This is a genomic window from Halorussus sp. MSC15.2 (assembly GCF_010747475.1).
Classification (GTDB): Archaea; Halobacteriota; Halobacteria; order Halobacteriales; family Haladaptataceae; genus Halorussus.
In genome coordinates this window covers 468,953-482,462 of the sequence record NZ_VSLZ01000003.1, presented here as the reverse complement: position 1 = coordinate 482,462, position 13,510 = coordinate 468,953, and the positions used below count along the sequence as shown (strand labels likewise).

The window sequence follows — 13,510 nt, the reverse complement described above, 5'->3', positions numbered from 1 at the left end:
GTCAGGCCTCCGCGAGTTCTCGGCCGAACAGTCCTTCGGGTCTGACGAGCAGCACGACCACGAGTACCACCAGCGACGCGAGACCGCTCAGACTCGAATCGACGTACGTGACAGTGAACACTTCGAGGAACCCGATGAGGTACGCGCCGACGACGCTCCCGCGGATGGAGCCGATGCCGCCGATGACGACGATGGAGAACGACAGTATCAGCGGGCCGCGTCCCATCGTCCAGCTAGCAGTCCTGACAGAGGCGAGGAACACCCCGGCGACGCCCGCGAGCGCGCCAGCGAGCAACCACGTGTACAGGTACATCCGGTCGCTCTCGATGCCGACGAGCGCGGCCCCCTTGGTACTCATGCTGGTAGCGAGGATGGCCTTCCCGGTCTGGGTGTAGTTGACCGCCACTATCAGCGCCCCGATGAGCAGCCACGAGAGGACGAACGTCAGCGCCTGATTCGTCTGGACGGTGCTGCCCGCGATACTCAGTTGGCCCTGCAACAGCGACGGGACCGCCTTCGGTTGGGTCCCGACGGCGACGAGGAAGAACTGCTCGATGGCGATGCTGGAGACGAGCGTGAGTATCATCACGAGTATCGGCTCGTCCTGAATCCAGCGAATCATCCCGAGGTACAACACCGCGCTGAACAGTCCCGCGACGACCAGCGCGGCCAGCGCGCCGGTCCAGATACCGAGTCCCATCGCGCTCGTGGCGTAGTACGCCGTGAACGCGCCGATGGTGAGAATCGCCCCGTGGGCGAGGTTCAGCACGCCGCCGACGCCGAATATCAGCGTGAATCCGATGGCGACGAGTGCGTACAACGCGCTAATCGTGACGGCGTTGATGACCGTGGTGAGAACGTCAACCATAATTGGGGAGTAAGTCGGTGTCGGTCAGACCCACGGCGGGGACTTGTACTCGGTCGTCGAGAGGTTGTCTGGCCAGATGACCTCTTGGCTCCCCGTCCCGTCGGTCTTCTGCCACTGCAGCCAGACCGGCCACGCGTGCTTCTTCCCGTACTTCACGTCGTGGGGGTACTTCGAGTCCTTCCCGTAGTATTCGAGCGCCGGGGACGTGGTCCCCGTGAACGACGAGTTCTCCAGCGCGGGGATGACTTTCTCCGACTCCTTGCTCCCCGCCTCCTTCACCGCGGAGGCGTACTGTTTGACCGCGTCGAAGGTGATGTATCCGGTGTAGACCGGGTACTTGCCGTACTCCTCCTTATAGGAGTTGGCGTACGGCACGGTCTTATCGGTTATCTCGCTCGTCGGCGTCGCGGAGTTCTGGGTCACCGCGTACCGGCACGCCCCGTTCGTCGCCTTGTAGTAGGACGGGAACTGCATCGGCACGTGGATGCCGCCGAACTCGAACGGCCGCTGCTGTTTCGCCCACTGGACAACCGCCGACGTTCCGGTGTGGGCCATGACGACGTACGCCGCGTCGACGCCCGCACTCTGGACCTCGTCGTAGATGGGCGAGAAGTTCTCCGTCCCGCCGGCGTAGCGCTTGTTGACGGGCACGTCGATTCCCGCTTCGCTGAGCGACCCGTTGAGCGCCTTCGAAATCGGCTCGGTCCACTTGTAGTCCTCGGCGAGGATGGCCACCGAGTCCCACCCCATCGACTCGAAGTTGGCCTTGGCGAAGTCCACCATGTTCTGGCCGAGGAAGTGAGAGTTGACCGGTCCGGTGCGGAAGAAGTACTTGAATCGGTCGTAGTTCTCCGCGACCTTCCGAGTCGCCTCGGGCGTCGCCGCCCCGGTGCTCATGTGGAGCGTCTGCTGTTGGGCGATGCTCGACATCAGGTTGAGCAGCACCTCGCTCGTGAACACGCCGGTGGTCAGGTCCACCTTCTGGCCGACGGTGAGTTCCTGATATTTGCGCTTCCCGGTCGCGGGGTCCTCTTTCGTGTCCTTCACGACGACTTCGACGTCCGCACCGAGGACGCCGCCGTTCTCGTTGAGTTGGCTCGCCGCGAGTTTCGCCGAGTTGGCTATCGACGCGCCGATGGGGTTGTTCCCCGGTTCGGGCGCGAGGACGCCGACTTTTATCGGTCCCTGTAGCTGCTGGGTCTTCGAGTCGCTGGACTGGCTCCCGCCGGTACACCCCGCCAGCGACGTGGCCGCGACGCCGGTCCCGGCGACACGGAGGAACCGACGACGGTCGACGACGGAGCTAACCGGCGACCTCTTATCATTGTTTTCTGTACTCCGCGCCTGCTTTCCATTTACCCGATTACGAGGGTAATCGTTACCATCGTTAACCATCGTTCCGGATGGAAGTTTCCATAACTACCCATATAAATGTGTGGGGTGGTATCATGGGTGTAGGTTATCGACGAGTTTCGATTACCTGTCACGACCGCCGTCGGAGACGGTCGTCACGCAACGCAGTTCTCGACCCCGTTCGTTTCACGTGCGTAGGTTTTTAACATATCGGGCGTAACTCGGGGGTAATGGTCGAGGCGTTCGCGGTAGCCAGCGGGAAGGGCGGCACCGGCAAGACCACGACGACGGTGGCGCTCGGCATGGCGCTGGCCGAGGAGTACGACGTGACGATAGTCGATGCCGACACCGGGATGGCGAACCTGCTGTTCCACACCGGCCTGACCGACGCCGACGCGACCCTCCACGACCTGCTGGTCGCGGACGCCGACGCCGACGTCGCCGACGCGGTCTACGACCGATTCGGGATGTCGGTGGTCCCCTGCGGAACCAGTCTCGCCGCGTTCGAAGAGGCCGACCCAGAGCGCCTCCGCGCGGTCGTCGCCGAACTCGCGGCCGACACGGACGTTCTCCTGCTGGACTCGCCCGCCGCGCTCGGGTCGAAGAGCGCGGTCCTCCCGGTCGTCCTCGCCGACCGCGTGGTGGTCGTCCTCCAACCGACGATTCCGGCGCTCAGCGACGGTCTGAAGGTGCAGGAGTACGCCCACTCCTACGGCACCGACACCGCGGGCGTCGTGTTCAACAAGGTCCACGACCCCGAGGGCGCGTCGGGGGTCACCGAGATGGCCGAACGCTACTTCGACGGTCGGACGCTGGCGACGGTCCCAGACTCCGACGCCGCCCGGTCGGCCCGCCGCGCGGGCGAACCGCTGCTCGCTCACGCCCCTGACAGCGACGCCGCGCGCGCCTACCGAGGGGCCGCGGCGGCACTCGACGTGCGACCCGGTGCATCGGACGACGTGGCCGACCGCTTCCGGAGCGCCGTTGTTCCCGACTCCCCATGACCAGTCCCGACTCGGACGCCCGAGGACCGCCCGAACGAGACGCGCCGACTCTTCCCGAGCGGTCGCTCGCCGACGGGACTCTGCTCCGCTCGCGCGTCGAATCGGACCTGTCGGTCCCGTTCGCCGCCGCACTCGACCGCGAACTGACGGGCTACGCCGTCCTCGAACCGCAGGACGCGCTGTTGCTCGACGCCGACGGCGCAGGCGTGGTCGCCTTCGAGTCGGGCGTCCCACGGTCCGCGTACCACACCGGCACCGACCGCGGCGGGTCGGCGGCGCTGGCCGACCTCGCCGCGCCGGGACCGTACGACGTGACGCTCCGGTCGCTCCCGGCCGACGCCCTCGCGGCCGACGACTCGCCCGACCTGCGCGTCCCGCCCGGACTGGTCGCCGACCGTCTCGCAGGCGACCCGGACCTCGCCGAGCGCACGCGCGAGGCGGCCCCGCCGGAGTGGCGGGACGGCGGCGACGAGCGGCCGGGCGACGACGCCGACGAATCGTTGGACGCGGTCGAGGCGTTCTTGGACGACGAGGAGAAGATAGCCGCGATTCGAGACCGCGCCCGCGAGGAGGCCCGCGAGCGCGCCGCGGAGTGGGGACTCGACGGAGAACTGCAATAACCCCTTTCCCCGTCGAACACGTAGGTCCAATGTTATGACCGGACAAGTATCCCGCATGCAGGGACAGACGACCAACAGTCAGATGGGGACGGTCGGGTACATCGTCGCGGCGGGGGTCGCAATCGTACTTCTGCCGGTTCTCCCGTTGGTTCTCCTGTTGTGGCTCCTTGCGGAATCCGGTGATAGGAACGAGCGCGAAACGCCACACACTAGCTGACGCCCGCGACCGGACCCGTTCCGCGGCGGTGACTATCAGCGACGCCGAGAGCGGCGTCGCGCCCGGCGAAACGTCACGAAGGGCATGATTTATGTCTCGTATCTTTGAACCAACACTGTGAACCGCGCTCGGACTCGGATACTCGCCGTCGTCCTCGTGTTCGGTCTCGGAGTTACCGCGGCCGGTCTCGCTTCTGTCGGCGCTCCGGCAGGCGTCGTCTCGGCGGGCGGAACGGACGACGTGACGTACGTCGAACGCGACGTGACCGACGACACGACGTGGTCCGCCGAGGACGGCCCGTACCGAGTCGCGGCGGACGTGACCGTCGAGGAGGGGGCGACGCTCCGCATCGAACCCGGAACGACCGTCCAACTCGCGGAGGCAATCACGATTCGGGTCGAAGGGAATCTCAGCGCCGACGGTACGCGGGCCGAACCCATCGCGTTCACGACCGCGTCCGAGGCCCCCGACCGCGTTCGGTGGGCGTCGATTCGGTACGAGGGGCGCTCGGACTCGCACCTCTCGCTCTCCCACGCGACCGTCGAGAGGGCCGAGAACGGACTCACCGTGAGCAGCGCGGCGGGCCGCGTCTCGGTCGCCGACGTCACCGTCCGGAACGTGAGTCGAAACGGGATTCTGGTCGAGGACACCCCGCGCACGCCGAGGCTGTCGGTCGAACGCTCGACGTTCACCGACGTCGGTCGGCGCGGCGTCGCCGTCACGCCCGGCATGGGAACGGTCAGCGACGCCGCCGTCGTCTCGAACTGGAGTGCGACCGGGAAGCGGGCCACCCACCGGGCGACGTTCACGCTCGGTGCGGACACGACCGTGGACGCTCTCCGGGTCGCGTACCGCGGTCACGGCGGGGTCCGCGAGGTCGAGGCGGATTCGTTCTCGACGTTCGGTCTCGACCTCAACGGCAACGGAACGGTGGACCGGTCGCTCAAACCGCTGATGGCCGGTCTCGGCAACGGGACGGGCAACGCCTACGAGATACGACTGAACCGCTCGGTCACGATTCCGGCCGACGCCACGGTGGTCGCTGTCTACGACGACGCGGTCAACCCGCGAACGTACGGAACCTACCCCGTCGAAGTCAGCCTCCTGCGGAACGGCGTCGAGCAGACGGCGGAGACGACGCTGCCCCTCGACCTCAGTTCCTCCGGCGACCGGCACCGGCGCGCCGACCGCGGGAACGCCGAGACGAGTCGCGCGAGTCGGTTCTCGATAACCGGTTCGACCTTCGACTCTCTCGGCGAACAGGCCGTGTTCGTCGCCGCCGACGCGGCACACGACTTCCGTGTGGCGAACAACTCCGTCACGAACGTCGGCGGGTCGGCCGTCAGCCTCCGCGGGCGACGAGTCGAGTCGGTCGCCGTCGGCGGGAACCACGTCGCTTCGGTCGGCCGCGGCGCGGACGGCGTTCGCATCGCCGCACAGCGCGCCGCCGACTCGAAGCTTCGCGGAAACCGAATTACCGACGCCGACGCTGGCATCGCCCTGTTCGCACGCCATCGGAACGTCGACGGGGTTCGGGTGGCGAACAACTCCGTCACCGAGAGCGAGACCGGCGTTCGCGTCCGACACGTCGCGGCCTACTACGTCCAACACGTCTCGCTCGCGCTGGCCGACAACGAACTCTCGCGGAACGACGGCCACGGTATCTCGGTCGTGGCCCCGTCCACGCGACTGACGAGAGTCACCGTTCGCGGGAACGACGTCACCCGAAACGGAGACGGCGGCGTCCGACTCGAAGCGAGACGCCTCGCCCGCACGACAGTCGCGAACAACACCGTCTCGAACAACGACGGAACGGGATTCGAACTCGTCGGACGGCAGGTCCGTCACGGTCGAGTCGCGGACAATCGCTTCGCGGAGAACCGCGGCCACGGCTTCTCGGTCCGGACGAGTGTCGTGGCTCACAACCTCACGGTCGCGGCGAACCGCGTCTTCGACAACGCGGGCGTCGGCCTGAACGTGGCCAACGAGTTGACCCACGCCGGGCGAATCGACCTGACCCGCAACGTCGTGACCGCGAACGCGTACGGAGTTCGCATCGCCGGTTCGCTGGGCGCGCGCGTCCACCACAACACGATAGCCCACAACACGTACGGCGTCGGTGCGCCGGTCGAACTCTCCGGCTACCGACCGGGAACGGGCATCGTCGTGGAGGGCGGCGACGCGGGCGCGATTTTCAGGACCGGTGACGTGGACGAGAAACTCGCGGTACTGCTCGACGACCCGCAGGTCGAGGGTGAACTCCGGGGGAGAGTCGGCGATAGTTACACGGTCGTCCTCCGGCCGGGCGCTGCGGGCGACGTCTGGGAGAGCGACGACACGGCGCTCACGGTCCGGTCGCTCTCCGAGGACCTCCCCACAGGCATCACGCTCCCCAAGGACGCCGACCGCCGTTCGCGGGTCGTCGTCCGAGAGAACGACGTGTACGGCCACCCTCACGGTATGATGGTGAACGTCAGCACGCTCGTGGACGTGAACACGACCACGCGACTGCTCGTCAACACGACCCGGACTGTCGTCGCCGAGCGCAACTACTGGGGCGCGCCCGACGGTCCCACACACTCCTCGATTCACCCGGAGGGAACCGGCGACCGCATCGTCACCCGACGCGGCTGGGTGGACTTCCTCCCGGTCGCCGACGCTGCGCTCCGCTCGCCCCGGTACCGCCCGGCGGCGAACGTCAGCGTCTCGCCGAACCCCGCGAGGGTCGGCGAGCGCGTCCGCGTCTCCGCCGCGGAGTCCGGCGACCGCGACGGTCGCGTCGCGTCCTACCGGTTCTCGGTCGCGGACCGGCGCGAGAACGTCACGTCGCCGAACCTCACCGTCTCGTCGTCGCCGAACGTCACCCTCTCGTTCGAGACCCCGGGCAACTACACGGTCTCGGTGAACGTGACGGACGACGCGGGCGTGGAGAACGCAGACCCCGCGACCGCGACGGTCGTCGTCCGACCGCGCAAGATGGCCGCGGCGACGAACGAGACCCGCGGCACGTCCGACGCGCCGAGCGGCGTCGGAGGAGCGAACGGGACCGCGACGCCGAACGCCACCGGGGACGCAGACGGGGGTCTCCTCCCCTCGGCGACCGTCTTCTCGACGTTCGGTGGACTGCTCGGTCTCGCGCTCTACGGCGTCGCGCTGGTCCTCGGCGCGTACGGGACGGTCCTCACGTTCCGGAGCGCGGGCGTGCCCGTCAGCGGGAGGACCATCAACGGCTTCGCGGCGGCGGGCGTCGCCGTCTGGGTCGGATTCGGGCTACTGGGCACCGACGGCCTGCTCGCGGTCGGTGCCGCCGGTGGCGTCCTCTGGGTCGCGCTCGTCGTCCTCCTGTGGGCGGTCACGCGACAGTTGTACGACTGAGCGACCGCTGGTACGGTCTCTTCCTCCGAGAAACTCCGCGAACCCGCGCTTCGATTCTCGAACCGATACGCGAGAAGCGAGGCGGTTACTGCTCGTCCGACCCGTCGCTCGACTCCTCGTTGTCGGCGTGGAGCGCCTGCACGTCGAGGATGTCGATGCGCTCGTCGTCCCGGTTGAAGTCGAACGCGAACTGGTTGTCCCGAACCGAACTGTTCCGGTAGGACTCGAAGAACGTTCGCACGTCGCTCCGGGCGAGCGTCCCGTCGCCGTCAACGTCGCGGAAGCGCCCGTCGCGGTCGAGGTCGCGCGGGGCCTGCGAACCGAGGACCACGTCGGGGCGCTCCGGACGGACGAGCACGGTCCGGGTGACTATCGTGGTGACGCCGTCGTCGTCCACCACCACGAGTTCGACGGTGTGGTTCCCCGGACTCCGGCCGGTCCAGTCGAGCGAACCGGTGTCCGCGGCGGAGGTGTTCGCGACCCGCCACTGCGTGTGAACCGCCCGACCGTCGGCGTCGGTCACGTTGGCAATCGTGAACTGGACGGACTCGTTGACGGTCACGGACGACCGACTCGCGCTGATTTCCCCGCTCGGCGGGACGAGTGTGGTGTTCAGTTCGACTTCGTCCACGACGACGTTGTCCGAGAGTGCGGTCTCTCCGGGCGCGGTGATTAGAATTTCGACACCGGAACCGGACGAGACGCCGGGCAGGCCGACGGTCGCCTCCGTGAACGCCGTCGTCTGGGAGGAGTCGCTGCCCGCGACGGTGACGTTCCGCGAGGCCACGAGACTACCGGTGGACGCGTTCCGGACCTCGATTTCCGCGGTCGCGTTCGCCAGTCCCTCGTTGGAGACGAGCATCGACGCGCGGACGACGCCGTCCGTCCGGTAGTAGCCTATCTGGCCGTCGCTGAGCGCGAGGTCGGGTCGGAACAGGTACCGCGACGCCGCGTCGTCGGAGGCGTCGCCCTCGACGCCCGTCTCGTTCGGGGTGACCTCGAACCGGGTCGTGTACGCGGGGTCGGTCTCGGCGACCGGCAGCGAGACGTTGACCGTCCGGGTCGCGTTCGGTTCGAGCAGCGACACCGTCCCGTATCGCTGGACGTCCGGCCCGTTGCCCAACCGATACGCCACGTCGGTCGCCCGGACGCCGGACGGGTTGGTCACGGTGGCGGAGACGGTTATCGTGTCGTTCGCCCGTGCGGCCGTCATCCCCGTGACGTTCAGGTCGGGGTCCAGCGCGAGCGCCCGGTCGTCGTTGTTCCGCTCGTCGAGTTCGGGAACCGCGCTCCCGGCGTCGGCGACGACCGACAGCGTCCCGGTGCTATCGACCGTCACGGTCGCCGTGCCCGAGGCGGTCTCGCCCGCCGGTATCGACCCGAGCGAGACCGACTTCAGGTGTCCGTCGCCGGACTTCACGAGCAGGTCGGACGCGTCGGCCGGAGCGTCGCCGGTGTTGCGCACCGCGTACCGGACGTCCACCTGCGTTCCGGCGCTGACGTTCTCGGCGGCGACCGACGCGTTCACCGTCAGGTCGGGGTGGAACCGGTGCTTGAACGCGTAGACGTCGGGTTGCTGGTCGGAAGTGAGGTCCTGCCCGGCGAACACCGACACGAAGCCGTCACTGCTGGGGGCCGCGTCTCCCTGCCAGAACGTGAGGTTCCGGTGGGACCCGTCGGCGTACTTGCGCGCCGGGAGCCACCGCCCGCCGATTCGCGGCTTGTAGTACGCGGCCGCGACGTCGCTCGCGGCGGGGTACGCCCGGAAGTCCACGAGCAGGTCGCCGTCCCGCTCGGTTAGTTCGACCGTCTGCGGGGTCGATACGTTCGACTTCAGCCCGACCGACCGAACGTCTGTGCTGTTGGCGATTCGCAGGTGCGTGTCGTTCGCTCCGGTATCGACGACGCCGACGTGGGTCGCGCTGACGTCCATGCCGCCGAACTGACCGACGGAAATCGCGCGCTCGGACTGCTCGGGGAGTCCGTCCCGAGCGCTCACGGTTCGGACCGTCACCGACCCCTCGACGGAACTGTCGTTCATCGACAGGTAGCCGACGCGGAACCCGTCGGCGGTCGCGGACACGTCGGGCGCGCGCGCCGTCTCGACGGTCTGGACCGGTCCCAGCGTCCCGTTGTACCGCGCGTACTGGACCGACTGGTCGCGCCACGTCGTCAGGTTCTCGTCGGCGTCCTCGGTCCACGCGACGACCCACTCGTCACCGCGCTGGGCGACAGCGGGCGCGAAGTCGAAGTCGGCATCGTCGGTCACGAACTGCGGCGCGTCCCACCCGGACCCGTCGGACGTCGCGATTCGGATTTCGCCGTGGGCGTACACGTCGGACGGCCCGCTGACGTTCTCGAACGTCCGGTCGAAGGTAGTGAACGCGACGAGCGACCCGTTTCGGGCCGACCCGGTGAGCGCGGGGTCGTGGTCGCTCCACGAGTCGTCGGTGACCGGGGACGGCGACGTAATCCCACTGTCGTCCATCCGTGACACCCGTATGTCGCGACCGTTGAGCGCGGACTTCTCGGCCGACTGGTGGCCCCACGCGACGGTGTGGGCGTCTCCGATTCGAGCGACGGCGGGCGACTCGTCGGCGACGGTGTTGTTGGTGACGACGCCGGTCTCGGCGATTCTCGTGGGCGTCGCTCCCGCCGAGTTGAAACTGCTCCCGACGAACCCCATCCGGTGGGTCAGGGTCTGTTCACTCCCGTCGCCAGCGGTGACCGTCGGCTTCGGGGGCCGGTCGCCGGTTCGCTCCCGGACGCTCCACGACGTATCGCCGGAACTCCGCGTCTCCGTGGCGTCGGCCGAACCGCCGTCCGAGGTCGTTCCGTCGGCGCTCAAGGTCGTCTCCTCCTGTAGCAGTTCGAAGTCGTAGGTGAACTTCTCTTTCTTCCCGGACGGGTAGTAGGCCTCCTGCGTGAACATGTAGGCCTGCGCGCGGGCGTACAACTGCCCGGCCACCGTGCCGTCTATCGGACTCAGTCCGGGTAACGGGGCTTTCGTCACTATCTCCTCTTCGAGACCGAGGACGAGCGCGAACTCGTTCCACTTCTTCCCGAGTTCCTGTTTCGCCCCGAGTTTGGGTGAGACCTCGCCCTTCTCGAACTCGAACGAGACGTTGTCGCCCGACCCCGCGGTGTCCTTCTCGTCGAAGGTCGTCGTCACCTTCAGTTCCGCGCTGAAGATGGGGTAGAGGCTCACCGCTCCCGGCGGAACCGGACCTATCGGCGGACTCGGGACGCCCGTCGGCGGCGGGGGATACTCCGCCGTCGCGGTCGCCTTGAGTTCGAGTTCGCCCTTCGTGAGGTTGCCCTCTTCGAGGTCGACGAACGCCTTGCCGGTGGCGTTCCCGGTGACGTTGACGACCTTGAGGTCGTACGACGCTCCCCCGCCGACCGACGCCTCCGCCTCGGTCGTCGTCAGGTCTACTTTGATGGTGACGGTCACCGCGGCGCTGGTCTGCTGGTTCTCGCCCGCGCCCGGCATCTTCACCTCGTCCTTGAACGGGAACTTGTTCGGTATCTTGTTCGAGAGGCTGGCTGGCTTCGAGGACGACAGTATCAGGTAGCCGTGGGTCGGGCGCGTCACCGAGACGGTCATCGCCTCGAACCACCCCGGCGTCGAGACGTGGCCGACGCGAAGCGCCCGACTCGCGGTCGTGCCGTTGGTGTGGACTGCGGTGGCGACCAGCGTCTCGTCGGACGTGACGTTGCTGGTGTTCACGGGGAAGGTGTACCCGTCGCTCCCGTCCGAATCGACGTACGTCGAGTTGTTCAGTCTGAACCGGACTTCTGCGGTGTTCGACGGTTGGCTGACCGTGGCGCGATAGCTCAGGTCCAGCGGCAGGCCCTCGATGACGACGACGTCTTTCCGGGGGTGGCCCGACAGGTGGGGCGTGACCGAGACGACGTCGAACTCCTCGGGTTCCTCGCCGACCTTTATCTGTCGGGTGACGGAGTAGCCCCGGCCGTCCTCGGTCACGACCGAGTGGGTGACGGTGTAGACGCCGGGCGAGTCGTAGGCGTGGGCGACTTCGAGTCCTCTGGCGGTCGCCCCGTCGCCGAAGCTCCACTCGGCCTTCGCGATTTCGACGCCGGTCGTCGTGACGCCGGCGCTCCTGAGTCGCAGGCTCCGGTTGGCGACCGGCGTTCGCATCCCGACGTTGAACTCCAACTCGCTGGGCGACGTGTAGGATATCTCGTCGCCGCGGACCTCCGGAACGCCGGAGAGGGGATTCGAACAGTCGGCCGCCGAGTCGCACTGGCCGGAGACCGGCCCGCCGATTTGGCCCCAGTAGTTCCGGGTCGCATCGACCGTCGGGGACCGATAGGCGTAGATTCCCGAGTTGCGGTTGTTCGCGACCATACTGTCGTGAATCTCCACCGGGGCGTTCGCGTAGCGCACCCGAAGGGCCTCGCTGTTGTTCACGAGGTGGGAGTTGCCGATGGCCACCGCTCGGTCGGTGCTGGAGGCGCGAACGCCCACGTCGAACTCCCTGACGACGAATCCGGAGATGGACGCGCCCCCGCCGTTCGAGAGGTGTATCCCGTCTGCTCCGTCGTTGAGCGTCGAACCGTTGAGCTGCGCCCCTCGCGGCGCGGTCAGGTTGATGTCCTTCTGAATCCTGACGCGTTCCCGGTAGACGCCGGGCCGAACCTCGACGGTGTCGCCCGCCTTCGCGGCACGGACCGCGTCCTGTATCGTGGCGTACGGTGCCGACCCGTCGTTCGCCACGACGAGGACGTGAGACCGGACTAGCGGAACGTCGACCGACCCGTCGGGACTCGACAGGAAGTAGCCGCAGTCCACGTCGCCGCGGCACTGTGCTCGGAGCGGGCCGTCGGACTGCCCCCAGTAGTTCTCGGTGGCGTCGCCGACCTGCGAGGAGACGCTGCGGACGCCGGCGTTGGAGTTGTCGTAAATCTCGCTGTGCTGGATGTCCCAGCGATTGTAGTTGTCGTTCACGTAGAGACCGTCGCGGTTCTGCCGGAGGACGACGTTCTCTATCAGGAACTCGCTATCGACGTTGTAGGCGTCGATGCCGTGGTCCCACGATTCCACGGTGAATCCGGAGACGGTGACGTTCGCGTCGTTGTAGAGTCGAATCCCATCTGCACCCGAGTTGCGGGTGGACCCGTTCAGGGTCGCGCCGTCGGGCGCGACGAGCGAGAGCGGTTTGCTCAGTCGGACCGACTCGGAGTACGTGCCGGGTCGAACTTCCACGGTCGCGCGAGCGGGTGCGGCCCGGATGGCGTCCTGTATCGTGGCGTACGGTTGGGTCCCGTCGTTGGCCACGACGTACGTTCCGGAGCGATTGGCCGGAACGGAGACCGTTTCTGTCGGCGTCGAGCGGAAGTAGCCGCAGTCCGCGTCGCCGCGGCACTGCGCTCCCGTGGGACCGTCGGCCCGGCCCCAGTAGTTCTCGGTGGCGTCGCCGACCTGCGAGGAGACGCCGCGGACGCCGGCGTTGGAGTTGTTGTAAATCTCGCTGTGTTGGATGTCCCAGCGATTGTAGTTGTCGTCCACGTAGAGTCCATCTCGGTTCTGTCGGAGGACGACGTTCTCGACGACGAACGGGGTATCGACGTTGTAGGCGTCGATGCCGTGGTCCCACCCTTCGACGGTGAACCCGGAGACGGTGACGTTGGCGTCGTTGTACAGTCTGATTCCGTCAGCGCCGGAGTTGCGGGTGGACCCGTTCAGGGTCGCGCCGTCGGGCGCGACGAACGAGAGGGGTTTGCTCAGTCGGACCGACTCCGAATACGTGCCGGGCCGGACCTCGACGGTCGCGCGAGCGGGCGCGGCTCGAACCGCGTCCTGAATCGTGGCGTAGGGCTTCGAGCCGTCGTTCGCCACGACGTACGTCCCGGAGCGATTGGCCGGAACCGAGACGGAGTCGGTGGGCGACGACAGGAAGTAGCCGCAGTCCACGTCGCCGCGGCACTGCCCGCGGGTCGGACCGTCGGACTGACCCCAGTAGTTCTCGGTGGCGTCACCGAGTTGTGAGGAGACGCCGCGGACGCCGGCGTTGGAGTTGTTGTAAATCTCGCTGTGCTGGACGTCCAC

At 67.5% G+C, this 13,510-nt stretch carries 7 protein-coding genes; 4 read left to right on the top strand and 3 right to left on the bottom strand.

Annotation, left to right across the window (positions count from 1 at the left end; genetic code table 11):
• Position 1: 1 nt before the first annotated feature.
• Positions 2-868 carry a branched-chain amino acid ABC transporter permease gene (locus tag FXF75_RS13700; RefSeq protein WP_163522424.1) on the bottom strand — a complete coding sequence of 289 codons (867 nt, stop codon included), beginning with the start codon at positions 866-868 and terminating at the stop codon, positions 2-4.
• A 24-nt stretch (positions 869-892) separates the two neighbouring features.
• Complete coding sequence (locus tag FXF75_RS13695; RefSeq protein WP_163522423.1) at positions 893-2,263, bottom strand: ABC transporter substrate-binding protein; 1,371 nt, start codon at positions 2,261-2,263, stop codon at positions 893-895.
• A 188-nt stretch (positions 2,264-2,451) separates the two neighbouring features.
• On the opposite strand from FXF75_RS13695, the gene FXF75_RS13690 reads away from it, so the two are divergent.
• From FXF75_RS13690 to FXF75_RS13675, 4 genes are all read left to right on the top strand, one after another.
• A complete protein-coding gene (locus tag FXF75_RS13690; RefSeq protein WP_163522422.1) occupies positions 2,452-3,225 on the top strand; it encodes a P-loop NTPase in 774 nt (257 codons plus the stop codon).
• The gene (locus FXF75_RS13685) at positions 3,222-3,845 is read left to right on the top strand and encodes a hypothetical protein (protein WP_240334648.1); all 624 of its coding nucleotides are present in this window, start codon (positions 3,222-3,224) and stop codon (positions 3,843-3,845) included. Before FXF75_RS13690 ends, FXF75_RS13685 begins: the two co-directional genes overlap by 4 nt.
• Before the next feature lie 34 nt (positions 3,846-3,879).
• Complete coding sequence (locus FXF75_RS13680; protein ID WP_163522421.1) at positions 3,880-4,062, top strand: hypothetical protein; 183 nt, start codon at positions 3,880-3,882, stop codon at positions 4,060-4,062.
• Between the two features lie 117 nt (positions 4,063-4,179).
• Positions 4,180-7,437, top strand: a complete 3,258-nt coding sequence (locus FXF75_RS13675; protein WP_163522420.1) for a right-handed parallel beta-helix repeat-containing protein — start codon at positions 4,180-4,182, stop codon at positions 7,435-7,437.
• Positions 7,438-7,522: 85 nt separating this feature from the next.
• On the opposite strand, the gene FXF75_RS23340 is transcribed toward FXF75_RS13675, so the two are convergent.
• Positions 7,523-13,510 (bottom strand): DUF1565 domain-containing protein, encoded by a 5,988-nt coding sequence (locus FXF75_RS23340; RefSeq protein ID WP_375335537.1) that lies wholly within the window; start codon positions 13,508-13,510, stop codon positions 7,523-7,525.